Raw genomic sequence first — 26,723 nt, forward strand, 5'->3', positions numbered from 1 at the left:
AGGAGAACCATGTCCGACCTGTATCCCGTCAAGCCCGGGTTCGCTGCCGATGCGCGCATCGGCAAGGACGACTACCAGCGGCTTTACCGCGAGTCGGTGGAAGATCCGGAGGGTTTCTGGCGCAAGGCCGCCGACCGGCTGGACTGGTTCCGCAAGCCGACCGTGATCAAGGACGTCAGCTTCGACCTGGCCGACTTCCGCATCCGCTGGTTCGCCGACGGCGAGCTCAACGCCAGCGTCAACTGCCTGGACCGGCAGCTGGCCACTCGCGGCGACAAGACCGCGCTGCTGTTCGAGCCCGACAGCCCCGACACGCCGGCGCAGAAGGTCAGCTACCGCGAGCTGTACGAGCGCGTGTGCCGGCTCGGCAACGCGCTGCGCAACCTGGGCGTGGAGAAGGGCGACCGCGTCACCATCTACCTGCCGATGATCCCCGACGCGGTGGTGGCGATGCTGGCCTGCGCGCGCATCGGCGCGATCCACTCGGTGGTGTTCGGCGGCTTCGCCGCCAATTCGATCGCCGACCGCGTTTCCGACTGCGGCAGCAAGCTGGTGATCACCGCCGACGAGGGCCTGCGCGGCTCGAAGAAGATCCCGCTCAAGGCCAACGTCGACGCGGCGCTGAAGCTGCCCGGCACCAATACCGTGGAAACGGTGCTGGTGGTGCGCCATACCGGCGGCGCGGTCGACATGCAGGCCCCGCGCGACCGCTGGTTCCACGACGTGGTCGATGGCCAGCCGGCGCAGTGCGAGCCGGAGCGGATGAACGCCGAGGACCCGCTGTTCATCCTCTACACCTCCGGTTCCACCGGCAAGCCCAAGGGCGTGCTGCACACCACCGGCGGTTACCTGCTGTTCGCCGCGTACACCCACGAGAGCGTGTTCGACCTGCGCGAGGACGACATCTACTGGTGCACCGCCGACGTCGGCTGGGTCACCGGCCACAGCTACATCGTCTACGGGCCGCTGGCCAACGGCGCCACCTCGGTGGTGTTCGAGGGCGTGCCCAACTACCCCAGCGTGTCGCGCTTCTGGGAAGTGATCGACAAGCACCAGGTCACCGTCTTCTACACCGCACCGACCGCGATCCGCGCGCTGATGCGCGAGGGCGAGGCGCCGGTGAAGAAGACCTCGCGCAGCAGCCTGCGTCTGCTCGGCAGCGTCGGCGAGCCGATCAACCCGGAAGCCTGGCGCTGGTACTACGACACCGTCGGCGACGGCCGCTGCCCGGTGGTGGACACCTGGTGGCAGACCGAGACCGGCGGCATCCTGATCTCGCCGCTGCCCGGCGCCACCGACCTCAAGCCCGGCTCGGCCTCGCTGCCGTTCTTCGGCGTGCAGCCGGCGCTGGTCGATGCCAATGGCGAGCAGCTGGAGGGCACGGCCGAGGGCAACCTGGTCCTGCTCGATTCGTGGCCGGGGCAGATGCGCACGGTCTACGGCGACGACCAGCGCTTCATCGACACCTACTTCCGCACCTACCCGGGCACCTACTTCACCGGCGACGGCTGCCGCCGCGACGAGGACGGCTACTACTGGATCACCGGCCGGGTCGACGACGTGATCAACGTCTCCGGGCACCGCATCGGCACCGCCGAGGTGGAGAGCGCGCTGGTGTCCCACCCGAAGGTCGCCGAGGCGGCGGTGGTCGGCTTCCCGCACGACATCAAGGGCCAGGGCATCTACGCCTACGTGACCCTGAAGGCCGGCGAAGTCCAGAGCGACGAGCTGCTGAAGGAGCTGGTGGCCTGGGTGCGCAAGGAGATCGGCCCGATCGCCACGCCCGACCACCTGCAGTGGGCGCCGGGCCTGCCCAAGACCCGCTCGGGCAAGATCATGCGGCGCATCCTGCGCAAGATCGCCGAGAACGCGCCGGACCAGCTGGGCGATACTTCGACCCTGGCCGACCCGTCCGTGGTCGAGTCGCTGGTCAACGAACGCAAGGTGCGCTGAAGCCCCGCATGTCCACCATCCTCATCGCAGACGACCATCCGCTGTTCCGCGAGGCGCTGCGCGGCGCGGTGCAGCGGATCCTGCCCGACGCGAGCCTGTGCGAGGCCGACAGCGTCGACGCGCTGTACCTGCTGGTCGAGGCGCACCCGGATGCGGACCTGCTGCTGATGGACCTCAACATGCCCGGCGCGCACGGCTTCAGCGCGCTGGTGCACCTGCGCGCGCTGCACCCGCAGCTGCCGGTGGTGGTGGTGTCCGCGCGCGAGGAGCCGAGCGTGATGCGGCGCGCGCTGGACCATGGCGCGCTGGGCTTCATCCCCAAGTCGGCCGATTCGGAGACCATCGGCACCGCGGTCGGGCAGGTGCTCGACGGCGAGCGCTGGGCGCCGGCCGAGGCCGCCGCCGCGCCGGCGATGGACCGCGACGAGCACGCCGTCGCGCAGCGGCTGCGTGAGCTGACCCCACAGCAGTTCCGGGTGCTGCAGATGCTGGGCGAAGGCCGGCTCAACAAGCAGATCGCGTGGGACCTCAATGTTTCCGAGGCCACGATCAAGGCCCATGTCACCGCGGTGCTGCGCAAGCTCGGGGTCAACAACCGCACCCAGGCCGTGCTCATGGCCGGGCGCCTGGCGGTGGATCCGGACGGCGTGGTGGTACCGCCGGAAGAGGACTGAGCCACCGCGTCCCGGCGGCCCGGAACCGCTGCCGGATGCGTGTAAGCGGTTACCGGTGCCGCAACGTTACAAGCGGGCCTGAATGCCTGCGCCGGCCTCTCGCCGAACCGCCGGTGATGCGCCGCACAATGGCGCCCTGCGAGCGGTGCCGGGGCCAAGGGGGCACGACCGCCCCGCCCGGGAGAGAGCCCGTGGTTCCAGCACCTGATCGTTCCGCCGGCCATCGAAGCGTGCATCCGCGCGGGGTGCGGCCATGACCGGTGCGTCCGTGGGCGGCGTGTCCGTGGCGGCAACCGCGCCGGCCTGGCTGCCGGCCGTCGAATCGCCGCTGCCGATGCCGGGGCAGTCGCTGCGCCAGGGGCGCCTGGCGCCGCAGCGGCCGCCGACCTCGCCGCGCGGCATGGGCTGGCGCCGGTTGCTGGTGCTCGGCCCCACCGCCGTACTGACCGCCGCCGCGGCGCTGGGCATGACCCAGGTGCTGCGCGTGGGCGGGCTGAGCGTGCTCGACCTGGTGCTGCTGGTGCTGTTCGTGCTGCTGTTCGCCTGGATCGCGCTGTCGTCGGTGAGCGCGGCGGTGGGCTTCGTCGCCCTGCTCGGCGGCAGCGGCACGCGCCTGGGCATCGATCCGCGCGGCCCGCTGCCGCTGCTGGGCACGCGCACCGCGCTGCTGATGCCGACCTACCACGAAGACCCGGCGCGGATCATGGCCGGGCTGCAGGCGGTATACGAATCGGTGGCCGCCACCGGACAGCTCGAAGCCTTCGACTTCTTCGTGCTCAGCGACAGCCGCCGCGAGGAGATCGCCACGGCCGAGGCCGGGGAGTTCGCCGCGCTGCTCGCGCGCACCGGCGCGCATGGCCGCCTGTTCTACCGCCGCCGCACCGACAACACCGGACGCAAGGCCGGCAACATCGCCGAATGGGTGCAGCGCTGGGGCGCGGCCTATCCGCAGATGCTGATCCTGGATGCCGACAGCGTGATGAGCGGCGCCACCCTGGTGCGGCTGGCGTCGGCGGTGGAGCGCAACCCGGGCGTGGGCCTGGTGCAGACCCTGCCGCGGGTGGTGAACGGGCAGACCCTGTTCGCGCGGATGCAGCAGTTCGGCGGCCACGTGTACGGTGCGGTGATCGCGCGCGGCGTCACCTGGTGGCACGGCAGCGAGGGCAACTACTGGGGCCACAACGCGATGCTGCGCACCCGCGCCTTCGCCGCCCACGCCGGCCTGCCCGAGCTGCCGGGCCGCAAGCCGTTCGGCGGCCACATCCTCAGCCACGATTTCGTCGAGGCCGCGCTGATGCGCCGCGGCGGCTGGGCGATCCACCTGGTGCCGGAACTGGACGGCAGCTACGAGGAAGGCCCGCCGTCGCTCACCGACCTGCTGGTGCGCGACCGCCGCTGGTGCCAGGGTAACCTGCAGCACGGCAAGGTGGTCGGCAGCGCCGGCCTGCACTGGATCAGCCGCACCCACATGCTGGTCGGCATCGGCCACTACTTCACCGCGCCGATGTGGGCGATGCTGATGCTGGTCGGCCTGGCGATCCCGCTGTACCACTCCGACCTGGTCTGGGACGGCTTCCGCCTGCCGGGCTTCTCGCCGCTGCGCTACTGGGCCGCGCGCGACGCCGAGCGCGTGGCCTGGCTGTTCGCCGCGACCATGGGCGTGCTGTTCGCGCCGAAGGTGTTCGGCTACATCGCCACCGTCGCCGACGCCGATGCACGGCGCGGCGCCGGCGGTACGCTGCGCGCCTTCGCCGGGATGCTGGTGGAGAGCGTGCTGGCCGCGCTGATGGCACCGATCGTGATGTTCCGGCAGTCGCGCGGCGTGGCCGAGGTGCTGGCCGGCCGCGATTCGGGCTGGGAGGCGCAGCGCCGCGACGACGGCAGCGTGCCGCTGTCCAGCCTGGTGCGCAGCTACGCCGGGCTGAGCGTGTTCGGCGCGCTGATGGGCGCGCTGGCCTGGGCGGTGTCGCCGGGGCTGGCGCTGTGGATGGCGCCGGTGGTGGTGGGCATGGTGCTGGCGATCCCGACGGTGTGGCTGAGTTCGGCGCGCACGCCGGGCCGCTGGCTGCGCCGGCACGGGTTGCTGTGCATCCCCGAAGAGCTCGAACCACCGCCGGTGCTGCGCCGCGCCGCCGAGCTGCGCGCGGCCGCCGCCACGCCGCGGGCATAATGCCGGCTGCTTTCCCGGAACGAGGCGACAAGGCGATGCTGCTGGAATGCGTCGAGCAGGAGACCGGCCCGGCGCCGGCGTGGACGGTGCTGTGGCTGCATGGCCTGGGCGCCGACGGCCACGACTTCGCCCCGATCGTGCCCGAACTGGTGCGCCCGCGCTGGCCGGCGCTGCGCTTCGTGTTCCCGCATGCGCCGGTGCGCCCGGTGACGATCAACGGCGGCATGCGCATGCGCGCCTGGTACGACATCACCGGCATGGATTTCGCCAGCCGTGCCGATGCGGCCGGGGTGGAGGAATCGATCGTGCAGGTCGAGGCGCTGCTCGCGCGCGAGGTGGAGCGTGGCACGCCGCCGTCGCGGCTGCTGCTGGCCGGCTTCTCGCAGGGCGGGGCGATCGCGCTGGCCACCGGCCTGCGACGGCGCGAACCGCTGGCCGGGCTGGTCGCGCTGTCCACCTACCTGCCCGGCGGCGTGGCCGCCGCCTCGGCGCGCGATCCGAACGCGGTCGCGCAGCCGGTGTTCTTCGCCCATGGCGACAGCGACCCGGTGATCCCGGTGCAGTACGGCCAGGCCAGCGCGCAGATGCTGGAGCGGGTCGGCTTCGACGTCGCCTGGCACCGCTATCCGATGGCGCACCAGGTCTGCGCCGAGGAGATTGCCGACCTGGGCGCGTGGCTGGACCGGCGGCTGGTGGACTGAGCGATGCGCGACCCGCGCCGCGAAGCGCCCTGGCTGCCGGACCTGTGCCGGCTGCCGCGGCTGGCGGCGCTGCTCGGCCTGGCCGAACTGGTGGTGGTGGTGCTGGTGCTGGCGCCGGACGACGCGCGTACCTGGACCCTGGCGCGCTTCCTGTCCGCCAGCGGCCTGGCGCTGTGGCTGGCGCTGGCGGTGGCGGTGCTGCTGTGCAAACTGCGCGCGCCGATCTCGCGGCTGCCACGCCGGATCGGCGCGGCGGCGGCGTTGTGTCTCGTGGCGCTGGTGGCGTTCCTTGGCGCAGGCGTGATCCATGCGCTCTATGCCGCGATCGGTGCCGAACCGCTGGGCGTGGGCTTCTGGCGCTTCGGTGGCGGCAGCGCGGCGGTAGCCACGCTGATCGTCGCGCTGGCGCTGCGCCATTTCTACGTCAGTGACCGCTGGGCGGCGCAGACCGAAGCCAACGCGCGCGCCGAGGCAGACGCGCTGCAGGCGCGGATCCGCCCGCATTTCCTGTTCAACAGCATGAACCTGATCGCCAGCCTGCTGCGCCGCGACCCGGCGGTGGCCGAGCGCGCGGTGCTGGACCTGTCGGACCTGTTCCGCGCCGCGCTCGGCGCCGGCGAGGGCGATTCGACCCTGGCGGCCGAATGCGAACTGGCCGCGCAGTACCTTTCGATCGAGTCCCTGCGCCTGGGCGAGCGGCTGCAGGTGCAATGGGATCGGCGCGAACCGCTGCCCTGGGACCTGGCCCTGCCGCGCCTGACCCTGCAGCCGCTGGTGGAGAACGCGGTGTTGCACGGCATCTCGCGCCTGCCCGAGGGCGGCGCCGTGGCGATCGCGCTGTGGAGCGACGGCGGCCAGCTGCACCTGCGCGTGCGCAACCCGGCGCCGCCACCGCAGGATGCGGGGCTGGGGTCGCTGCACCGTGGCGCCGGCCACGCCCAGCGCAGCATCGCCCACCGCCTGGCCTGGCGCTTCGGGCCGAGGGCGCGGGTGACGGCCGGCTGGAGCGACGGCTACTATGCCTGCGAGGTCACGCTGCCCCTTGCCTGATGCCCAGCCTGAAAGTGGTGATCGCCGACGATGAGCCGCTGGCGCGCGAGCGCCTGCGCATGCTGCTCGCCGATGAGCCGGAGGTGGAGGTGGTGGCCGAGGCCGGAGACGGCCAGCAGGTGCTCGATGCCTGCGCCGCGCACCATCCGCACGCGGTGCTGCTGGACATCGCCATGCCCGGCATCGACGGCCTGGAAACGGCGCGCCGCCTGGCCGCGTCCGATCCGCCGGTCGCGGTGGTGTTCTGCACCGCCTACGACGCGCACGCGCTGTCCGCGTTCGAAGCCGCGGCGATCGACTACCTGGTCAAGCCGGTGAGGCCCGAACGCCTGTCGGCCGCGATCGAGCGGGTGCGCACCTTCCTCGCCGGCCGCCCCGCCGCGGGCAATGGCCGCCGCTCGAACCTGTGCGCGCGCCTGCGCGGCAGCCTGCGGGTGATCCCGCTGGACGAAGTGCGCTACCTGCAGGCCGAGGAAAAGTACGTGGTGGTCCACCACCTGCGCGGCGAGGACCTGATCGAGGAATCGCTCAGGTCGCTGGAGGACGAGTTCGGCGACCATTTCGTCCGCATCCACCGCAACTGCCTGGTCGCGCGCCAGGAGCTGGTGGAGCTGCGCCGCGGCGCCGACGGCCACGTTCAGGCGGTGCTGCGCAGCGGCGGGCCGCCGCTGGAGGTCAGCCGGCGCTGCGTGCCGCAGCTGCGGCAGACCTTGCGGCACCTGTAGGCGCCGGCAGCGGGGCGGGCCGCGCCACGGGGCGGCGATCGCCGATAATGCGCACATGGACACCACCCTGCGCATCGCCACCCGCAAGAGCCCGCTCGCCCTGTGGCAGAGCGAACATGTCGCCGCGCGCCTGCGCCAGGCCCACCCGGGGCTGGAGGTCGTGCTGGTGCCGATGAGCACGCGCGGCGACGAACAGCTGGACCGTTCGCTGGCGGCGATCGGCGGCAAGGGGCTGTTCCTGAAGGAGCTGGAACTGGCGATGCAGCGCGGCGAAGCGGACTGCGCGGTGCATTCGCTCAAGGACGTGCCGATGGAGCTGGAACCGGGCTTCGCCTTGCCGGCCGTGCTCGAGCGCGCCGATCCGGCCGACGCCTTCGTCAGCAATACCTTCGCCGGCATCGACGCGCTGCCGCAGGGGGCGGTGGTCGGCACCTCGTCGCTGCGGCGACAGGCGCAGCTGCGGGCGCGGCGCCCGGACCTGGTGCTGCGCGACCTGCGCGGCAACGTCAACACGCGCCTGGCCAAGCTCGATGCCGGCGAATACGACGCCATCGTCCTCGCCTGCGCCGGGCTGCAGCGGCTCGGCTTCGACACCCGTATCCGTGCCCGCCTCGCGCCGCCGGACTGGCTGCCGGCGCCGGCGCAGGCGGTGGTGGCGGTGGAGACGCGCAGCGGCGATGCGCGCACCGGGGCGCTGGTGTCGGTGCTCGAGCACGCGCCCACGCGGATCCGGATCGAGGCCGAGCGCGCGCTGAACCTGGCCCTGCACGGCAGCTGCCACGTGCCGGTGGCCGCCTATGCCGAACTGGACGGCGCGCGGCTGGACCTGCGCGCGTGGGTCGGCTCGGCCAGCGACGGCAGCGGCGTGCTGGCGATGGCGGAGGGTGCGGCCGGCGAACCGCAGGCACTGGGAAGGGCGGTGGCGGCGGATCTGCTCGCGCAGGGCGCTGCGCGCTTCCTCGGCTGAGCGGCCCTCCCGGCCCGCGCGCAACCGCGCCATAATCCGCCGCATGGACCGCTACGAACGCATCAACGCACTGCACCGCATCCTCAAGGGCGCGCGCTACCCGGTGACGGTGCCGCGGCTGCAGGACGAGCTGGGTTGTTCGCGGGCCACGGTCTACCGCGACCTGGCCTTCCTGCGCGACGCGCTGATGGCGCCGGTGGAAGGCGACGGCGAAGCCGGCTTCCGCTACGCGGCCGCCGAGAGCGACCGTTTCGAGCTGCCCGGCCTGTGGCTCAGCTCCGAGGAACTGCATGCGCTGCTGGCGTCGCAGCAGTTGCTGCGGCGCACCGGTGGCGGCGGAGTGCTGTCGACGATGCTGGCGCCGCTGCAGCAGCGGATCGAGGGCCTGCTCGCGGCGCAGGCCGGCAGCGGGCGCTGGCCGGTGGAGCGGGTGCGGGTGATCCCGCACCGCGGCCGGCGCCTGGACGAGGCCAGTTTCCGCAGCGTGGCCTCGGCGGTGCTGGAGCGCCGGCAGCTGGCCTTCGAATACCGCGCACGCTCCACCGACGAGACCACGCGGCGGCGGGTGTCGCCGCAGCGGATCACGCACTACCGGGACAACTGGTACCTGGACGCGTGGGACCACGACCGCGAGGCGCTGCGCAGTTTCGCGGTGGACAGGATCAGCCAGGCGCGCACGCAGGACGAAGTGGCGCGTGACGTGGAGGAGGACGTGCTCGACCAGCACCTGGCCTCCAGCTACGGGATCTTCTCGGGCGAGCCGAAGGGCTGGGCGACGATCGTGTTCAGCCCGAAGGTGGCGCGCTGGGTGGCCGACGAGCACTGGCACTCCAGGCAGCAGGGACGTTTCCTGGCCGACGGCCGTTACGAACTCAAGCTGCCCTACAGCGTGCCGCGCGAACTGCTGATGGACGTGCTGCACTACGGCGCCGACGCGGAGATCATCGAGCCGCCGATGCTGCGCGAACAGGCCAAGTCGCTGCTGTCGCTGGCGCTGTCGCAGTACGACCGCTGAGCGAAGCGCGCACGGGCGCGGCCCCGGCTTTGGCTTCCTGTAGGAGCCCACTTCAGGGGGCGACCCGACGCCGCCCGAACACAGCCGCATCCAACGCAACCGCTCCGGAGAACATGCGTGGCATCGCGCCGCGCCTTCCGGCCTCGTCGGGTCACCCCCTGAAGTGGGCTCCTACAGAAGGGCGTGCGCATGGCGTCCGGTTTGCAGGGCCGACGCGGCGGCAAAAGCTGTCCTGCCGTGGCCCGCGTCGGGTCGCAACCCCTGAGATGACCCCCGCGCACCCTGCGGCTCCCAGCCTCAGGAGTCGCCGCCATGCCGAACTGGTCGCCCACGTCCGCCGTCCTTGCCCTCGGCGCCGCCGCCGGCAGCCGGCCCGATCCGATGCTGGAGAAAGTGCTGCGCCGATGGCTGGCCCTGGGCCTGCTGGCGGTGGCCCTGCTCCCGGCCCTGCGCGGCTCCAGCGACTGGCTGGGCTGGTGGCCGATGTGGCTGGTGGCCATGCCGGGGGTGGCCTGGTGGGCGCTGCACCGCTTCCGCATGCGGCTGCCGCAGCAGTTGGCGGCGCGGAGCCGTCGCCGCGGCGGCGGCCAGGCGCGCAGGCGTTACGAAACGGGTCGGCTGCAGGCGCGGCAGGCCGCCTGAGGGCCACCTGCGGGGAAGGCCGCCGGGCGCCGGCCCTGCCTGGGCCGCGGCTGTCATCGGCACCGGGGAACGGACCGCACGCAATTCACGCGGCCCTGACCATCGGCACAAGGTTGCGCCGCAGGCCTGTGCTAGCGTCCCCGGCTGTCTTTGCCGGACCCCGGAGCCGCTTGATGTCCTGCTTCACCCAGGCCTGCCTGTTCGCCGGCCTCCTCGCCGCCGGTGCGGCCCACGCCCAGGAGCCCGCCGTGGCCACCGATCCCTACCAGTGGCTCGAGGACGTTGGCGGCGACAAGCCGCTGGACTGGGTCCGCGCCCGGAACGCCCGGACCGACGCCACCCTCGGCGCCAGCGCCGGGTTCAAGCACATCGAGGCGGGCATCCGCGAAGTGCTCGACTCCGACGCCAAGATCCCCGGCGTGCAGAAGATCGGCGACTGGTACTACAACTTCTGGAAGGACAGGAACCACGAGCGCGGCATCTGGCGCCGGACCACGCTCGAGGAATACCGCAAGCCGGACCCGGCCTGGGAAACGATCATCGACCTCGACGCGCTGAACAAGGCCGAGGGCGAGAACTGGGTCTGGCACGGCGCCAACTGCCTGCGCCCGGAATACGAGCGCTGCCTCATCGCGCTCTCGCGCGGCGGTGCCGATGCCGACGTCACCCGCGAGTTCGACGTCGCCAGCAGGACCTGGGTCAAGGACGGCTTCTTCCGTCCGGAGGCCAAGGGCGGCCTGGGCTGGATCGACCGCGACACCGTCTACGTCTACACCGACTTCGGCCCCGGCTCGATGACCGAGTCCGGCTATCCGCGCGTGGTCAAGCGCTGGAAGCGCGGCACTCCGCTGGCATCGGCGCAGGTGGTGTACGAGGGCAAGCCCGACGACATGTACATCGCCGCCGGCCACGACGACACGCCGGGCTACGAGCGCGACTTCGTCACCCGCACCCTGGCCTTCTACAACGACGAGCTGTACCTGGTTGGCAAGGACGGCGCGCTGGCCAAGGTCGACGTGCCCAATTCGGCGCAGAAGTCGGTGCAGCGGCAGTGGCTGGGGCTGGAGCTGCGCGAGCCGTGGACCGTGGGCGGCAGGACCTACAAGGCCGGCTCGTTCATCGTCACCGGTTTCGACGGGTTCATGGCCGGCAAGCGCGAGTTCGACGTGCTGTTCGAGCCGACCGACAGCACCTCGCTGGCCGGCGCCACCCTGACCCGCAACCACGTTGTGCTCAACGTGTTCGACGACGTCAAGAACCGGATCAGCGTGCTCACCCACGGCGACAAGGGCTGGACTTCGGAGCCGCTGAAGGTCGGCGGCGACGCGATCGGCACCACCAGCGTGGGCGCGGTCGACGCCGACGAGAGCGACCTGCTGTGGGTCACCACCACCAGCTACCTGACCCCGACCACGCTGCTGCTCGCCGACGCCTCCGCGCCGGCGGCCGCGCCGCAGGCGCTGAAGGCGATGCCGGCGTTCTTCGACGCCTCGAAGGACGTGGTCGAGCAGCACTTCGCCACCAGCAAGGACGGCACCCGCGTGCCCTATTTCCTGGTCCGGCCGAAGGGCATGAAGACCGACGGCACCAATCCGACCCTGCTGTACGGTTACGGCGGCTTCGAGATCCCGATGGTGCCCGGCTATTCCGGCGGCCTCGGTCGCGCCTGGCTGGAGCAGGGCGGCGTGTACGCGGTGGCCAACATCCGCGGCGGCGGCGAATACGGCCCGCGCTGGCACCAGGCCGCGCTCAAGGCCAACCGGCACAAGGCCTACGAGGACTTCGCCGCGGTCGCGCAGGACCTGTTCAAGCGTGGCATCACCTCGCCGCAGCACCTGGGCGCGCAGGGCGGCAGCAACGGCGGCCTGCTGATGGGCAACATGCTCACCCAGTACCCGGAGCTGTTCGGCGCGATCGTGGTGCAGGTGCCGCTGCTGGACATGAAGCGCTACAACAAGCTGTTGGCCGGCGCGTCGTGGATGGCCGAATACGGCAACCCGGACACCGCCGACTGGGAGTTCATCCGGCACTTCTCGCCGTACCACCTGTTCGATCCGGCGAAGGACTACCCGCCGGTGCTGTTCACCACCTCCACCCGCGACGACCGCGTCCATCCGGGCCATGCACGCAAGATGGCGGCGAAGATGATCGAGGCCGGCAAGGACGTGACCTACTACGAGAACATCGAAGGCGGCCACGGCGGTGCGGCGAACAACGCCCAGGCCGCGCACATGAGCGCGCTGGCCTACCGCTTCCTGTGGGAGCGGCTGTCGGGCGACGGCAACGCCGGCAGCGCCGGTAAGTAACGCAGCGAAGACCCCGCATCCCCGGCTCGCCGGGGATGCGTCTTTCCGGGTGCCGCGAACCCGGATCCCCGTAACGGCATGGCGGCCCATGGCTGCCACGGGTTGGATTTCCCCTGACCGGACCCCATCGATGAAACTCTCCCTCCCGCTCCTGCTCGCCGCCCTGATGACCCTGCCGACCCAGCCTGCGCCCGCCGCCGCCCCGACCCCGCCCGATGCCGCGCGCAAGCCGCACCAGGTCGAGGCCCCGTTCGGCGCCAGCCGCGACGACGAGTACTACTGGCTGCGCGACGACGAGCGCCAGGACCAGGCGATGCTGGCCTACCTGCAGGCCGAGAACGCCTACACCGACGCGGTGATGGCGCCGCTCAAGCCGCTGCAGGAAAAGCTGTACGGCGAGATCGTCGGCCGCATCAAGCAGGACGACAGCTCGGTGCCGTTCCGCGACAAGGGCTGGTGGTACTACTCGCGCTTCGAGCAGGGCAAGGACTACCCGGTGCACGCGCGCCGCCAGGACGGCGCCGGGGTGGACGCGCTGTCGATCCAGGCGGCCAACGCGCGCGGCGATTTCGCCGGCGAGCAGGTGCTGCTGGACGTCAACGCGATGGCCGCCGGCAAGGGCTATTTCAGCGTCGGCATCTACGAGGTCAGCCCGGACAACCGGCTGCTGGCCTGGGCCGAGGACGACGTCGGCCGCCGCCAGTACACGATCCGCTTCCGCGACCTGGAAACCGGCAAGGACTATCCGGAACGCATCACCGGCGTGTCCCCGGACCTGGTCTGGGCCGACGACAACCGCACCGTGTTCTACGTCGAGAACGACCCGGAGACCCTGCTCACCGTGCGCGTGAAGAAGCATGTGCTCGGCACCCCGGTGGCGCAGGACGCGCTGGTGTACGAGGAGGAGGACGACAGCTTCTACATGGGCATCGGCCGCAGCCGCGACGACCGCTACATCACCATCGGCGTGGAAAGCACCGTGTCCTCGGAGCTGCGCTACGCCCCGGCCTCCGATCCGCGCGAATTCACCGTGCTGGCGCCGCGCGAGCGCGACGTGGAGTACAGCGCCGACCACCTCGGCGGCCGCTGGGTGATCCGCACCAATGCCGGCGGCGCCACCAACTTCAAGCTGGCCATCGCGCCCAGCGACGCGACCTCGCGCGCGCAGTGGCAGGACTGGCTGGCGCACGATCCGCAGGTGTTCATCGAGGACTACGAGCTGTTCGACGGCTTCACCGCGGTGGCCGAGCGTTCCGGCGGGCTGGAGCGGATCCGCCTGATCAAGCCCGACGGCAGCCAGCAGTACGTCGATGCCGACGAGCCGGCGTATTCGATGGGCCTGTCGACCAATCCCGAACCGGAGAGCGGCTGGCTGCGCTACGGCTACACCTCGCTGGCGACCCCGGCGACCACCTACGAACTCGACGTCGCCAGCGGCGAGCGCCGCCTGCTCAAGCAGCAGCCGGTGCCCGGCTACGACCCGTCGCAGTACGCCACCGAGCGGGTGTGGATCACCGCGCGCGACGGGGTGAAGGTCCCGGTATCGCTGGTGTACCGCAAGGGCTTCGTGAAGGACGGCAGCGCACCGCTGTTCCAGTACGCCTACGGCAGCTACGGCATCTCGATGGACCCGGGTTTCAACGGCCCGGTGGTGAGCCTGCTCGACCGTGGCGTGGTCTACGCCATCGCCCACATCCGCGGCGGCCAGGAAATGGGCCGCACCTGGTACGACGACGGCAAGCTGCTGAAGAAGCAGAACACCTTCAACGATTTCGTCGACGTGACCCGCGGGCTGGTGGAGCTGGGCTACGCCGCGCCGGGCCGCGTCGCCGCGTCCGGCGGCAGCGCCGGCGGCCTGCTGATGGGCGCGGTCGCCAACCAGGCGCCGGCCGACTACCGGGTGATGGTGGCGCAGGTGCCGTTCGTGGACGTGGTCACCACCATGCTCGACACCTCGATCCCGTTGACCACCAACGAGTACGACGAGTGGGGCAATCCGGAGCAGAAGCCGTTCTACGACTACATGCTCTCCTACTCGCCCTACGACAACCTCAAGGCGCAGGACTATCCGGCGCTGTTCGTCGGCACCGGCCTGTGGGATTCGCAGGTGCAGTACTGGGAGCCGGCCAAGTGGGTGGCCAGGCTGCGCGACGTGAACACCGGCAGCGCCCCGGTCGTGTTCCGCACCAACATGGAAGCCGGGCACGGCGGCAAGTCCGGCCGCTTCCAGCGCTTCCGCGAGCAGGCCGAGTACTACGCCTTCGTGCTCGACCAGCTGGGCGTGGCCGACGCGGACTGATCCGGTACCGGGCCGGGGCGACGCCGGGCATGGGCCCGGTGATTGCCTCGTCTGCGCATCCGATGCCAGCGTCCGCCCGTGCCGGCCTATCATGGCGCAGATGGGCGAACGCAACCGATTCCGCTGGGCATGGTGGCTGCTGGCTTACGCGAGCCTGGTGGTGGGCATCATCGGTATCTTCGTGCCCGGGTTGCCGACCACGGTGTTCGTGATCATCGCCGCGTGGGCCGCCGCGCGCGGCTCGGAGCGGCTGGAGCGCCGGCTGCTGGCGCATCCGCAGTTCGGGCCGGTGATCCAGGCCTGGCGCGCCAACGGCGCGGTGCCGCGCCGGGCCAAGTGGGCCGCGACCTGGACCATGCTCGGCTGCGCGCTGATCCTGCTGGCGCTGATGGTGGCCGTGCCTTCGCATCGCGGCTGGATGGTGGCGCTGCCGATCGGCTGCATGGCCGTGGTCGGCACCTGGCTGTGGCTGCGCCCCGACCCCCCGCCATGAAGGGGGTGCAGGGACACGACGATCACCGGATCGCCTCTATACTCGGGCGATGAACACGAAGACCCTCTGCGCCGCTGCCGTCATCGCGCTGCTGCTGGCCGCCTGCGGCAACAAGGGGCCGCTGGTGATGCCGCAGAAGCCGGTGCCGGTCGAGCAGGAAAGCACCGCGCCACCGGCCGACGCTACGCCGACACCGGCCGCCGATCCGGCCGACGCCACGGCGACGCCGCCCGCGGATCCGCCGGCCGATCCGGCCACCGATCCCACCGACCCGGCCCCCGGGCCCGCGGATGGCGGCAATGGCTGAAGCCCTGCGCTTCAGCAAGATGCACGGCGCCGGCAACGATTTCGTCGTGATCGACCTGCGCGGTGGCCGCGCCGCGCCCGATACCGTGCTCGCCGCGCGCCTGGCCGACCGCCACACCGGCGTGGGTTGCGACCAGATCCTGACCATCGAGCCGCCGCGCAGCGCCGGCGCGGTGGCCGCCTACGGCATCTGGAACGCCGACGGCAGCCCTTCGGGCCAGTGCGGCAACGGCGCCCGCTGCGTGGCCGCGTGGCTGGTGCGCGACGGCACGGCGCGCGGTGCGCGTTTCGTGGTCGACAGCCCGGTCGGCACGCACGAGGTCGAGAGCCTGGGGGACGGCCGCTATGCCATCGCCATGGGCGTGCCGCGCTTCGCTCCGGCAGACGTGCCGCTGTCCGGCTTCGCCACCGTGCAGCCGGAGTACGTGCTGGAGCTGGACGGCGCGCGCGTGGTGTTCGGCGCGGTGTCGATGGGCAACCCGCGTGCGGTGATCGAGGTGGCCGACGTGGCAGCCGCCGACGTGGCCGGCCTCGGCGCGAAGCTGCAGCGCTCGCCGGCGTTCCCGCAGTCGTGCAACGTCGGCTTCGCCCAGGTGCTGGCACCGGACCACGTCCGCCTGCGCGTGTACGAGCGCGGCGTCGGCGAGACCCTGGCCTGCGGCAGCGGCGCCTGCGCCGCGGTGGCCTCTCTGGTCCGCCGTGGCCGCCTGGCGCGCGAGGCGACCGTGTCGCTGCCCGGCGGCGACCTGCGCATCCGCTGGCCGGATGACGGCGCGGAAGTCATCATGGCCGGACCGGCGGCATTCGTATTCGAAGGGGAATGGCAGGCATGAGCGACGAGCTTCTCGACAGGCACGGCCCGGACAGGCACGCGCAGGAAAAACCGGGCGCGCACGAAGTGGCGTCGTGGCTGCGCCGCCATCCCGGTTTCCTCAAGCAGTTCCCCGACCTGGCCCTGACCCTGGTGGTGCCGCGCGACGACGGCCGCACCGCGTCGCTGGCCAGCTACCAGCTGGAAGTGCTGCGCGACAAGAACCGCGAACTGGCGCGGCGCCTGGCCGAGCTTTCGGCCAACGCCCAGGTCAACGAGCGGCTGGCGGTGCGCACCCACCAGCTGACCCTGTCGCTGATGCGCCAGGACAACTACGCCGACACCCTGCGCGCGATGGCCGCCTCGCTGGCCGAGGACTTCAACGGCGACCTGGTGCGGGTCGTCTCGTTCCGCCCGGTGCCCGGGATGGAGGACGCCGAGTGGCTGCAGGTGCGCGGCGAAGGAGAGCAGGAACTGCTGCCGTTCCGCGATGCGCTGCGCGACGGCGAACCACTGTGCGGCCGCCTGCAGGCGGAGAAGAACGCGGTGCTGTACGGCGTGCGCGAAGGCGAGGTGCAGTCCAGCGCGCTGCTGCCGCTGACCGGCGTGGGCCTGGTCGCGGTCGGCAGCCACGATGCCAACCGCTTCTACCCGGGCATGGGCACGCTGTTCCTGCGGATGATGGGCGAGTCGCTGGTGGTCGCGCTGGAGCGCTTCGGCGACTGAGGCGTCGACCGATGACCGGCACCGCCGCCTTCCTCGACCACCTGCGCGTGGAGCGGGCGATGTCGGTGCACACGCTCGACGCATACCGCCGCGACCTGGATGCGCTGGAAGCCTGGGCGCAGGCGCAGGGCGCGGGCGAAGTGATGCGGCTCGATGCGGCGCGGCTGCGCGAGTTCGTCGCCGCCGAACATCGCCGCGGCCTGTCGCCCAAGAGCCTGCAGCGGCGCCTGTCGGCCTGTCGCAGCTACTACGCCTGGCTGCTGAAGAACGGCGTGCTGCCGGCCAGCCCCGCCACCGGCCTGCGCGCACCGAAGGCGCCGCGCCGCCTGCCGCAGGTGCTGGACGTGGACGAGGCCGTGCGCCTGGTCGAAGTGCCGACCGACGCACCGCTGGGACTGCGCGACCGCGCGCTGCTGGAACTGTTCTATTCCTCCGGCCTGCGCCTGAGCGAACTGTGCGCGCTGCGCTGGCGCGACCTGCAGGCCGAGGTCGGACTGGTCACGGTGCTGGGCAAGGGCGGCAAGCAGCGCAGCGTGCCGGTGGGTTCGCATGCGCGCCGCGCGCTGGACGAATGGCGCGCCTCCACCGGCGCCGCTGCCGACGCCTTCGTCTTCCCCGGCCGCGGCGGCGGGTCGATCAGCCAGCGCGCGGTGCAGATCCGGATCCGCGCACTGGCCGCGCGCCAGGGCCTGTTCAAGCACGTGCACCCGCACATGCTGCGGCACAGCTTCGCCAGCCACGTGCTCGAATCCTCCGGCGACCTGCGCGGCGTGCAGGAACTGCTCGGCCACGCCGACATCGCCACCACCCAGATCTACACCCACCTGGATTTCCAGCACCTGGCCAAGGTCTACGACGCCGCGCACCCGCGGGCGAAACGGAAGAAAGCCGGCGGGCCTTGATCGCCGGCCGTCGCGTCCCCACCTCGGGGGGACAGCTCCCGGAGGCCGCATGGACCCCAGCCAGAACCCCAATGTGTTCCACGCCACCACCATCATCTCGGTGCGCCGCGACGGCAAGGTCGCCGTGGCCGGCGACGGCCAGGTCACCCTCGGCCACACGGTGATGAAAGGCAACGCGCGCAAGGTCCGCCGCCTCGGCCGCGACGGCCAGGTGCTGGCCGGCTTCGCCGGCGCCGCCGCCGATGCCTTCACCCTGTTCGAACTGTTCGAAGCCAAGCTGGAAAAACACGGCCAGCTCGCCCGCGCCGCGGTCGAACTGGCCAAGGAATGGCGCACCGATCGCCGCTACGGCAAGCTCGAGGCGCTGCTGGCGGTGGCCGACAAGGACACCTCGTTGATCATCAGCGGCACCGGCGACGTGATCGAGCCGGAGGACGGGATCATCGCCATCGGCTCCGGCGGCAGCTACGCGCTGTCGGCCGCGCGCGCGCTGATGGCGCACACCACCCTGGACGCGAAGTCGATCGCGGTGGAGGCGCTCAACATCGCCGGCGACATCTGCATCTACACCAACCGCAACGTGGTGGTCGAGGAACTCTGATGAACGACAACACTTCCGCCACCATGACCCCGCGCGAGATCGTGCAGGAACTGGACCGCCACATCGTCGGCCAGCACTCGGCCAAGCGTGCCGTCGCCATCGCCCTGCGCAACCGCTGGCGGCGCATGCAGCTCGAACCGGAGCTGCGCAACGAGGTGATGCCGAAGAACATCCTGATGATCGGCCCCACCGGCGTCGGCAAGACCGAGATCGCGCGGCGCCTGGCGACCCTGGCCAACGCGCCGTTCGTCAAGGTCGAGGCCACCCGTTTCACCGAGATCGGCTACGTCGGCAAGGATGTGGAGCAGATCGTCCGCGACCTGGCCGACACCGCGGTGAAGATGCACCGCGAGCAGGCCAAGGTGAAGGTGCGCCTGCAGGCCGAGGAGCGCGCCGAGGAGCGCATCCTCGACGCACTGCTGCCGCGGCGCCAGGCGCCGATCGGCTTCGACCCCAACGCGGTGGCCGAAGTGCAGGTGTCCGGCCCGGAGGACACCACCCGCGCCAAGTTCCGGAAGATGCTGCGCGCCGGCGAGCTCGACGGCCGCGAGATCGAACTGGAACTGGCGGCCAATGCCGGCGTGGACATCATGACCCCACCGGGCATGGAGGAAATGGGCCAGCAGTTGCGGCAGATGTTCGCCAACATCGGTGGCGGCAAGACCCACAAGCGCACCGTCACCATCAGCGCCGCGCGCCCGCAGCTGATCGAGGAAGAGGCGGCGAAGCTGGTCAACGAGGACGACATCCGCGCCGCGGCGATCGAGGCCTGCGAACAGCACGGCATCGTCTTCATCGACGAGATCGACAAGGTCGCCAAGCGCGGCGACACGATCGGCGGCGGCGACGTCAGCCGCGAAGGCGTGCAGCGCGACCTGCTGCCGCTGGTGGAAGGCAGCAATGTCAGCACCAAGTACGGCACGGTGAAGACCGACCACATCCTGTTCATCGCTTCCGGCGCCTTCCACCTGGCCAAGCCCAGCGACCTGATCCCCGAACTGCAGGGCCGTTTCCCGATCCGGGTGGAGCTGGCCGCGCTGAGCAAGGACGACTTCGTCCGCATCCTCACCGAGCCCAAGGCCGCGCTGACCCGGCAGTACGTGGAGCTGCTGGCCACCGAGGGCGTGACTCTCTCGTTCGCACCCGACGCGGTCGACCGCCTCGCCGCGATCGCCGCGCAGGTGAACGAACGCCAGGAAAACATCGGCGCCCGCCGCCTGCACACCGTGCTCGAGCGCCTGCTCGACACCCTCAGCTACGAGGCCCCGGACCGCGACGGCCAGTCGGTGGTGGTGGACCGCGCCTACGTCGACGCGCACCTGGGCGAGCTGGTGCAGGATCCGGATCTGAGCCGGTACATCCTCTGAGCCGGGACGGACCTGGAAGCGATAAGCGATACGTTGCCTTGGCCCGGTGGGTTCTTCGGGATCAGCCTGGGCCGCTGGCGGCAAGCTGATCGGCCCGGATGGCTCACGCGCCGGTGGCGGCGACCCGGATCAGGTCCCAGTCGCGCCGCGTGGGCATGACGAAACGATAGCGCTCGCCCGCGCGGCGGGCCCAAAGGTTGCCGATACGTCGCTTCTCGACCTGTTCAGGCTGGTCATACCGGTCCGCGCCCTTGTACTCGATGACGAGGCAGCGACCGTCCAGCATGCGTACGAGGAAGTCGGGATAGAAGCGGTGGCGCGATGTCGGCAGAGAGAACGCGTTCGGCTTCCGTTCGACGTTACGGATCCAGTCGCGCACGCCTTCAAGCTTGTTTGCAATGAAGTCGGCGCACTCGAACTCCTCACCCTGTGATTTCAGGTTGCCGATCTGCGGGAAGAAGTGCTTGTTGAGCGTAACGAAACCGTTGTACTGCCAGTCCCACGCATAGCGACCCGATGAGAAGCTGCACTGTAGGCGCTCGTCGACGCTCAGCATCGTCTCGTCATCGAGGAGGGCAAGAAAACGCCGACGCTGGCCGGCGCGGCGCATCGCATCGATACGCGATGACAGTGCGTCGCGCAGGCGGGGCCGGCGCCAGGCGAGCTCGTCAGCGGAAAAGTCTCGCGTTTCCATGAGATGACGCACGGCACCTGAGAGCCACGCTGCCAGTTCGTCCGGGTCGATGTCGGGGCCCACCAGTTGCTGCTCAAGCCACCAAAGCAACTGTTCGATGCTGGCAGGCTCCCGGACGCCGAACCACAATGGCTGGATCTGCTGCGCGTGTACCGTCTCGAGCCTGAGCTTGCCAGTCTCGCTCACACCAAGGTGACGGCGTTCCAGCGTTTCCAACTGGCGCGGGAAGCTCGCCTCGTCCAGCAGGCCATCGACATCGGCAAGCGACACACCGCCTTCCAGCATCGGCGACTTGCCCAGATCTGTCAGAAGGTCGCCCTGTCTGTAGGCGAGTATCGGCAGGGAGAAAGTGTCATTGAGCTCCGACGGGCTTGGCGAAGGTGCTTCTGCAGGGGATGCCAACCGGCTGAAAGCCTGCTCTACCGCGGCGACTGCTTCGGGTGTGGGTAAAGCCTCCTTAAGAGCCTTCTGCTCACGAGGCGTCCACTCGCCACGCAGGGTCAGGCTGCCGGTTTCCGGCGAGATATCAAGCTTGCTCTCCAGCTTCTTTCGAATCGTGTCGGGAGTAGCGGTGAGGTCAGGAAGTACGGGGCGCTCATCGATGATCGGCAGAGACACGCTGACGCTGGCGAGATCGTGTAGCAGATCCGGCATTCCGACGGGATCCGCGGTGCGGACCAGGTCGTTGGCATCCTGGCGCTCGAAGCCCGATCTCACCAGGCCGTCGCGCAGGCGTGCGGCGACCTCGGCGATGTTCCCGGACACCGCGAAGGCGTAGGACCGGTTCAATACCTCGTCGCGCTTGCGTGTAACGTTGGGCATACGCAGAACGCGGCCCAGGATCTGTTCCAGCGCCGTTTGCGTGGCGCTGCCACGGAAGGTCATCAGCACATATGCCGCCGGCCAGTCCCAGCCTTCGCGCAGCTTGTCCGCCGTTATGACGAATCGCAACGACCCTGGTTCGGTGTCGGCCAATTCATCGATACCGGTGGCGGAGCGCGCGATCTGGGCGGGTGGTATGCCGAAGTCATCGATCAACGCCTGTCGCACCCGGTCGACCGTCATCGCATCCGGATTTTCCTGCTGCTGGCGCTCGGCCTGTAGGAGCATGATCGGCCGCAACGCCTCGCCTGTCGATGCCTTTTCGGTGTCGGCTGCTGCCTGCAGGCGATCCAGGCAGGCGATGGCCTCACGCAGGGCGATGCGCCAGTCCACATGGGTGGCCATTTCCACCGGAAGCCGGATCATGTCCGCGCTCTGCAGGGTGGAGGCCGACACCGAGACCAGCACGTTGGAGGGCTGGTGCATGCGGTCGGGCGTCGCAGTGAGCTCCAGCACCGCGCACGGATCCAGCCGCGCCAGTGTGTCGAAGGCCAGTTCCGTACCCTGGTTGTGCGCTTCGTCGACGACAATAAACGGTCGCCGCATGCGCAAGGCATCAGCCAGCGTCCAGCTCGGTTGCTCGATGCCGGTGAAGTGGTCCATCAGCGCCCCGTTGGGCTTGTAAACCGCCAACCGCTCGGTATCGGACTGCTTGAACGATTGCATCGTCGCCACCAGGATCACATCCTGGCTGTCCAGCAAGGCGCGGCGCATGCCTTGCGCCTCGTCGATGTCCAGCACGGCCACCTCCCCGAGCTGGACGCGAAGTTCATCGTGCAGAAGTTCTCCTGGCGTACGCAGAGCGCGCAGGGTCTGCGTGCGGATGGCATCGGTGGGTACCAGCCATACGGTCAGGCTGTGGCCGGCAGGTAGCAGTGCCCGCTTTACGCGCGCGATGGCGTGGCCCCCGATCAGGGTCTTGCCGCCACCCGTGGGGATGCGCAGACAGACCACCGGTACGTCCGCATCGGCCAGTGCAGGCGGCGCGTGGTAGGGCACGCGCAAGCCGAAGTCATGGAGTGTGCTGGCTTCGAATGCGTCCCGGCTGGCGTGCCGGGTGCCAGGCGTTGCCTCCTGTGCAGCCAGCCAGGCGTGGAGGAAAGTTTCGTAGCGGTCGAGGGCCAGCTCCTGGTAGGCCTTCAGGCTCATGGCGACACCCGCAGGTCATAGGGGAGCTGGCGGAAGTCGATGCCAAGCGCACGTAGGCGCTCCTTGCCGATCACGCAGCGCGCACCGTAGATGACTTTCGGCCCGTCATGGGCCGGGAGATGCTCCAGCAAGGGCGTGGTCAGAACATTGCCGCCGTCGATGCTGCGGTCCTTCAGGATGCCGTTGTAGAGGAGGTACACCGCGCGCCCCTCGTGTATGCCAAGCAGTGGACTGGCTTCGTCGGCCCGCTTGCGGCTGGTGCGTGCCGCGGAGCGGCCCATCCCGGTTTCGACGAACCAGACAAAGCGCGCCAGTTCGGCGAAGCGCACCTCCGGGTCGATGTGGCCGCGAGCATTGAACAGCGGCTTGCCGATCCGGCAGAACTGGAATCCGCCGCCGAGGCCGGGAACCGGTGCGCCCTTGGTATCGGGGTAACCCTCCGCCACGCGTCGCATGCGTGGCGCGGTCACCTCGCGAGAGATCCTTTCATCCATCTCGACAAGGATGAAGCGACGATGGCCGCCATCGTCCCGGTTCTGCCGCAGCACGGCGTGCGCGGTGGTGCCGGAGCCGGCGAAGCTGTCGAGGACGACCGCATCCCTGTCATCGTGGGTCGCCGCGCGCACCAGGTACTGGACCAGGCTGGAAGGTTTCGGATAAGGGAAAACCTTGCCCATTTCCCGGCCGAATATCTCGGCCAGCTCCTGGCTCGCATCCTCGTTGGTTCCGATACCTGACGCCGGCAGCAACAGGGTCGACGGGGTCTTGGTCTTCTCGGCCTGGTCGTGCCGGCCGGAGTTCAGCCCGAACTTCCCTGAAAGCTCGATCGTCGATCCCTTCGCCAGTTCGTCGTCGAGCTTGGCCTGGGTCCAGACGAAGCGGCCCTCGATGGCCATGTCGACCGCGACCACGCCGCCCTCGACCACGAACGCATTGGCAAAGTGCAGGCCGGTGCCTTCCTTGCCGCGGTACCCGGCTTCATAGCGTCCGTCGTCCAGGGTCGTGGACACCTTGCCGGCCGGGAACCGCAGCGTCTTCGGCTTGTTGGTCCGCTTCACTAGCGGTTGGAGCTTCTCCGCGTACGCGTCCTCGCCATAGAGGCTGGCCAGCGCGTTCTTCCGCCGCGCATAGCAGATGACAAACTCCGACATCTTGCGCATGTGCGCGTCGAGGTGACTGCCCTTCTTCTTGCGTTGCCAGGTGAAGATGCCGAGCCGGTTGACCGGGCCGAAGATCTCGCCCATGAGGCATTCCAGTGCGCCGATCTCGAAGTCGTCGATGGAAACGAAGATGACGCCGTCGTCCCGCAAGAACTGCTTCAGCAGCACCAGCCGCGGATACATCATGCACAGCCAGCGGTCGTGCCGGTCCAGCGTCTCGCCTTCCTTGCCGACGACCTCGCCCAGCCAGCGGCGGATTTCCGGGCTGTTGACGTTGTCGTTGTAGACCCAGCCCTCGTTGCCGGTGTTGTACGGCGGATCGATATAGATGCACTTCACCTGCCCCGCGTAGCGCGGCAGCAGTGCCTTGAGTGCGTGCAGGTTGTCGCCTTGGACGATGAGGTTGCCGCTGTCGGCATCGCCGCACGACAGCTCCGGCACCGGCTCCAGCAGCCGGTACGGCACGTCCCGGTGGTGCCTGACCACCGCGGACTTCCCGATCCAGTCCAGCACCGGCATCTAGCGCTGCCCCGTTCGACGGCGCGCGCTGGCGGCTTCCGGCGGTAGGTGGGACGGGGACTGGGGCATCGACCCGGCTGCAGGCACGCGTGGGCTGCAATGAAAGCAAAACTTTCACAAGAATGAAAGCAAAGCTTTCAGATCGAAAGTGCCGCTTGCCTAGCCTTCTCTCCATGGACAAGGAGAAAGCGGAATTCGCGGCGAGGCTGCGCGCGGCGCTCGAGGCCAAGGGCATCGAGGCCAGCGCGGCGGTGGTCGAGAAGCGCTTCAATTCCCGCTATGACGGGGCGGCGGTCACTGCGCAGGCGGTGTCCGGCTGGCTCAACGGCAAGTCCATCCCGAAGCAGGACAAGCTGCGGGTACTGGCGGCGCTGGTGGGGCTGGAGCCGCACGAGCTGCAGTTCGGCGGCAAGCACCGGGTAGGGGACGCGCGGGCGGAATGGCCGGCGTCGCTGCCCGCCCAGGACCGGGTGATGATGGACGCGTACCTGCGCCTGCCCGTGATGCAGCGCAAGCTGGTCCGGGAGCTGGTGGCGGTGCTGGCGCGCGCCGGCGGGTCGGGCGGCTGACGCCGGCACTTTTCCGGCGCGGGCTCCCGTGTCGGGCGGGCGGGGGCTTCCTCAGTCCTCGCCGATATCCTCGTTCCACACCGTCGGATGGGCCGCGATCCAGTCGCCGAGCATGGCGATGCATTCCGGATCGGCCAGGTCCACCACCTCGATCCCGTGCTCGCGCAGCCAGTCGTGGCCGCCCTGGAAGTTGGCCGATTCGCCCATCACCACGGTACCGATCCCGAACTGCTTCACCAGCCCGCTGCAGTACCAGCACGGCGACAGGGTGGTGACCATGATGGTGTCGCGGTAGGAGCGCTGGCGGCCGGCCTTGCGGAAGGCGTCGGTCTCGCCGTGCACGGAAGGGTCGCCTTCCTGCACGCGGCGGTTGTGGCCGCGGCCGAGCAGGGTGCCGTCGCGCGCGAACAGCGCCGCGCCGATCGGGATCCCGCCCTCGGCCAGGCCGATGCGGGCCTCCTCGACGGCGACGGCGAGCATGGCGCGGTAGTCGGGGGCCTGCTGCATGATTGGATCCGATAGGTGGGAACAGGGGTAGAGTCTGCCCGTGGCGTCGGCCAGTCGTCGAGGCAGGATCCGGTTTTCGGGGCGGCTGTCGACGTCACCGGGCAAATCGAGGCAGATCACCTCCAGGAGGATTGGAATGCACACCTACGGCATGCGCCCCGTCCACCCGGGCGAGGTCCTCCGCGAGGACTACCTGGAGGCGCTGGGCATGAGTGCCAACGCGCTGTCCAAGGCCCTGGCCGTGCCCGCACCGCGGATCAACGACATCGTCCGTGAGCGGCGCGGCGTCAGCGCCGATACCGCCATGCGGCTGGCGCGCTATTTCGGCGGTGATGCGCGTTCGTGGCTGAACCTGCAGGCGGCCTACGACCTGCGCGTGGCCGAACTGGAAAACGCACGCCGGATCGAGCGCGAAGTGAAGCCCGCCGCCTGAGCCACCCCGCGGTGCCATAATCACGCCCATGAGCCCCGCATCCGACAAGCCCTCCCCCTACGAAAGCGGTACCACCCACTTCGGCTTCCGCGACGTCCCCGCCGGGGACAAGCAGAAGCTGGTGGGGCAGGTCTTCACCTCGGTCGCGGGCAAGTACGACCTGATGAACGACCTGATGAGCCTGGGGATCCACCGGGCCTGGAAGCGCTATTTCGTCGCCACCTGCCAGGTGAAGCCGGGCGACCGGGTGCTGGACCTGGCCGGGGGCACCGGCGACATCGCCGCGCTGCTGAAGCCGCGGGTGGGCAGCGAGGGGTCGATCGTGCTGGGCGACATCAACGCCGGCATGCTCTCGGTCGGCCGCGACCGCATGACCGACCGCGGCCTGGTCGCCGGCCTGGACTACGTGCAGTGCAACGCCGAGAAGCTGCCGTTCCCGGATGCGAGCTTCGACCTGGTGACCATGGCCTTCGGCCTGCGCAACGTCACCGACAAGGACGCGGCGCTGCGCGAGATCGCGCGGGTGCTGCGGGTCGGCGGGCAGGCGCGGGTGCTGGAGTTCTCGGAGGTCAAGGCCGAGTGGTTCAAGCCCATTTACGACTTCCATTCGTTCAAGGTGCTGCCGAAGCTGGGCAGCCTGTTCGCCGGCGACCCGGGCAGCTACCAGTACCTGGCCGAGAGCATCCGCAAGCATCCGCCGCAGGAGCAGCTGAAGGCGATGATGGAAGAGGCGGGGCTGTCGCGCTGCGGGTACGTGAACATGAGCGGCGGGATCGTCGCGGTGCATACCGGCTACAGGGTATGAGCCGGCGCGGCCGTGGTGTCGCGGCCGCCCCTTCTGCCGTTGTAGGAGCCCACTTCAGGGGGCGACCCGACGCCGGTTGATCATGCGGCGGTCAACGCGCAGGTCTCGAGGGGCGCGTTGAACGCGGCGGTGTCCCGGCCTGCGTCGGGTCGCCCCCTGAAGTGGGCTCCTACAGGAGAGCGTGGTCGCGCCGGGGGAGAGGGTTGTCTCTTCTAAACCTGCCCGGGCCCACGGTGCGCCTGAGCATCCCGGCTGTCGTCCTTCTCATGATTAAAACAAATGCAGCGGTTATCATAT

Annotated in this window: 24 protein-coding genes; 21 read left to right on the forward strand and 3 right to left on the reverse strand. The window is 70.0% G+C overall.

Going from position 1 to position 26,723, the window contains the following annotated elements; translation table 11 throughout:
• Window positions 1-9: 9 nt before the first annotated feature.
• The 18 genes from acs (at window position 10) to hslU (ending at window position 19,708) form a co-directional block, all read left to right on the forward strand.
• Entirely contained in the window at window positions 10-1,953 is a 1,944-nt protein-coding gene (acs, locus tag CSC64_RS01425) for an acetate--CoA ligase (protein WP_162433544.1), read from the forward strand.
• 8 nt (window positions 1,954-1,961) lie between these two features.
• Window positions 1,962-2,627 carry a response regulator transcription factor gene (locus CSC64_RS01430; RefSeq protein ID WP_162433545.1) on the forward strand — a complete coding sequence of 222 codons (666 nt, stop codon included), beginning with the start codon at window positions 1,962-1,964 and terminating at the stop codon, window positions 2,625-2,627.
• 253 nt (window positions 2,628-2,880) lie between these two features.
• Window positions 2,881-4,797: a glucans biosynthesis glucosyltransferase MdoH gene (mdoH, locus tag CSC64_RS01435; RefSeq protein WP_162433546.1), complete on the forward strand. Its 1,917-nt coding sequence runs from the start codon at window positions 2,881-2,883 to the stop codon at window positions 4,795-4,797.
• A 35-nt stretch (window positions 4,798-4,832) separates the two neighbouring features.
• Window positions 4,833-5,498 carry an alpha/beta hydrolase gene (locus CSC64_RS01440; protein WP_162433547.1) on the forward strand — a complete coding sequence of 222 codons (666 nt, stop codon included), beginning with the start codon at window positions 4,833-4,835 and terminating at the stop codon, window positions 5,496-5,498.
• Window positions 5,499-5,501: 3 nt separating this feature from the next.
• Window positions 5,502-6,548, forward strand: coding sequence for a sensor histidine kinase (locus CSC64_RS01445; protein WP_202922294.1), 1,047 nt, complete (start codon window positions 5,502-5,504; stop codon window positions 6,546-6,548).
• A complete protein-coding gene (locus CSC64_RS01450; RefSeq protein WP_202922295.1) occupies window positions 6,548-7,273 on the forward strand; it encodes a LytR/AlgR family response regulator transcription factor in 726 nt (241 codons plus the stop codon). The genes CSC64_RS01445 and CSC64_RS01450 overlap by 1 nt, the downstream gene beginning before the upstream one ends.
• A gap of 55 nt (window positions 7,274-7,328) precedes the next feature.
• On the forward strand, window positions 7,329-8,240 hold the full coding sequence (hemC, locus tag CSC64_RS01455) for a hydroxymethylbilane synthase (protein ID WP_162433548.1): 912 nt from the start codon (window positions 7,329-7,331) through the stop codon (window positions 8,238-8,240).
• Between the two features lie 43 nt (window positions 8,241-8,283).
• On the forward strand, window positions 8,284-9,255 hold the full coding sequence (locus tag CSC64_RS01460; RefSeq protein ID WP_162433549.1) for a helix-turn-helix transcriptional regulator: 972 nt from the start codon (window positions 8,284-8,286) through the stop codon (window positions 9,253-9,255).
• Window positions 9,256-9,567: 312 nt separating this feature from the next.
• Window positions 9,568-9,897 carry a hypothetical protein gene (locus tag CSC64_RS01465; RefSeq protein ID WP_162433550.1) on the forward strand — a complete coding sequence of 110 codons (330 nt, stop codon included), beginning with the start codon at window positions 9,568-9,570 and terminating at the stop codon, window positions 9,895-9,897.
• Window positions 9,898-10,070: 173 nt separating this feature from the next.
• Complete coding sequence (locus tag CSC64_RS01470; RefSeq protein ID WP_162433551.1) at window positions 10,071-12,203, forward strand: prolyl oligopeptidase family serine peptidase; 2,133 nt, start codon at window positions 10,071-10,073, stop codon at window positions 12,201-12,203.
• Between the two features lie 130 nt (window positions 12,204-12,333).
• On the forward strand, window positions 12,334-14,502 hold the full coding sequence (locus tag CSC64_RS01475; protein ID WP_162433552.1) for a S9 family peptidase: 2,169 nt from the start codon (window positions 12,334-12,336) through the stop codon (window positions 14,500-14,502).
• A 100-nt stretch (window positions 14,503-14,602) separates the two neighbouring features.
• Window positions 14,603-14,995, forward strand: a complete 393-nt coding sequence (locus tag CSC64_RS01480; protein ID WP_162433553.1) for a YbaN family protein — start codon at window positions 14,603-14,605, stop codon at window positions 14,993-14,995.
• 49 nt (window positions 14,996-15,044) lie between these two features.
• Window positions 15,045-15,302, forward strand: a complete 258-nt coding sequence (gene lptM, locus CSC64_RS01485; protein WP_162433554.1) for an LPS translocon maturation chaperone LptM — start codon at window positions 15,045-15,047, stop codon at window positions 15,300-15,302.
• On the forward strand, window positions 15,286-16,134 hold the full coding sequence (gene dapF, locus CSC64_RS01490) for a diaminopimelate epimerase (RefSeq protein WP_162433555.1): 849 nt from the start codon (window positions 15,286-15,288) through the stop codon (window positions 16,132-16,134). Before lptM ends, dapF begins: the two co-directional genes overlap by 17 nt.
• Window positions 16,131-16,838 carry a DUF484 family protein gene (locus tag CSC64_RS01495; RefSeq protein WP_162433556.1) on the forward strand — a complete coding sequence of 236 codons (708 nt, stop codon included), beginning with the start codon at window positions 16,131-16,133 and terminating at the stop codon, window positions 16,836-16,838. The genes dapF and CSC64_RS01495 overlap by 4 nt, the downstream gene beginning before the upstream one ends.
• A gap of 11 nt (window positions 16,839-16,849) precedes the next feature.
• The gene (gene xerC / locus CSC64_RS01500; protein WP_162433557.1) at window positions 16,850-17,740 is read left to right on the forward strand and encodes a tyrosine recombinase XerC; all 891 of its coding nucleotides are present in this window, start codon (window positions 16,850-16,852) and stop codon (window positions 17,738-17,740) included.
• Between the two features lie 49 nt (window positions 17,741-17,789).
• Entirely contained in the window at window positions 17,790-18,341 is a 552-nt protein-coding gene (hslV, locus tag CSC64_RS01505; RefSeq protein ID WP_162433558.1) for an ATP-dependent protease subunit HslV, read from the forward strand.
• Entirely contained in the window at window positions 18,341-19,708 is a 1,368-nt protein-coding gene (gene hslU / locus CSC64_RS01510) for an ATP-dependent protease ATPase subunit HslU (protein ID WP_162433559.1), read from the forward strand. The genes hslV and hslU overlap by 1 nt, the downstream gene beginning before the upstream one ends.
• A gap of 103 nt (window positions 19,709-19,811) precedes the next feature.
• On the opposite strand, the gene CSC64_RS01515 is transcribed toward hslU, so the two are convergent.
• Both CSC64_RS01515 and CSC64_RS01520 read right to left on the reverse strand, forming a co-directional pair.
• Window positions 19,812-22,433, reverse strand: a complete 2,622-nt coding sequence (locus tag CSC64_RS01515; protein WP_162433560.1) for a DEAD/DEAH box helicase — start codon at window positions 22,431-22,433, stop codon at window positions 19,812-19,814.
• Window positions 22,430-24,106: a site-specific DNA-methyltransferase gene (locus CSC64_RS01520; protein WP_238389707.1), complete on the reverse strand. Its 1,677-nt coding sequence runs from the start codon at window positions 24,104-24,106 to the stop codon at window positions 22,430-22,432. The genes CSC64_RS01515 and CSC64_RS01520 overlap by 4 nt, the downstream gene beginning before the upstream one ends.
• Before the next feature lie 179 nt (window positions 24,107-24,285).
• On the opposite strand from CSC64_RS01520, the gene CSC64_RS01525 reads away from it, so the two are divergent.
• Entirely contained in the window at window positions 24,286-24,681 is a 396-nt protein-coding gene (locus CSC64_RS01525) for a helix-turn-helix transcriptional regulator (RefSeq protein ID WP_162433562.1), read from the forward strand.
• Window positions 24,682-24,732: 51 nt separating this feature from the next.
• Here CSC64_RS01525 and CSC64_RS01530 read toward each other — a convergent pair whose 3' ends face one another.
• Window positions 24,733-25,188 (reverse strand): nucleoside deaminase, encoded by a 456-nt coding sequence (locus tag CSC64_RS01530; RefSeq protein ID WP_162433563.1) that lies wholly within the window; start codon window positions 25,186-25,188, stop codon window positions 24,733-24,735.
• 136 nt (window positions 25,189-25,324) lie between these two features.
• Between CSC64_RS01530 and CSC64_RS01535 the strand changes: the two genes are divergently transcribed.
• Window positions 25,325-25,621, forward strand: coding sequence for a HigA family addiction module antitoxin (locus CSC64_RS01535; RefSeq protein WP_162433564.1), 297 nt, complete (start codon window positions 25,325-25,327; stop codon window positions 25,619-25,621).
• Window positions 25,622-25,649: 28 nt separating this feature from the next.
• Window positions 25,650-26,426: a bifunctional demethylmenaquinone methyltransferase/2-methoxy-6-polyprenyl-1,4-benzoquinol methylase UbiE gene (ubiE, locus tag CSC64_RS01540; protein WP_162433565.1), complete on the forward strand. Its 777-nt coding sequence runs from the start codon at window positions 25,650-25,652 to the stop codon at window positions 26,424-26,426.
• Window positions 26,427-26,723 lie beyond the last annotated feature (297 nt).

Origin of the sequence: Pseudoxanthomonas koreensis (assembly GCF_010093225.1) — a bacterium.
Lineage (GTDB): Bacteria > Pseudomonadota > Gammaproteobacteria > Xanthomonadales > Xanthomonadaceae > Pseudoxanthomonas > Pseudoxanthomonas koreensis.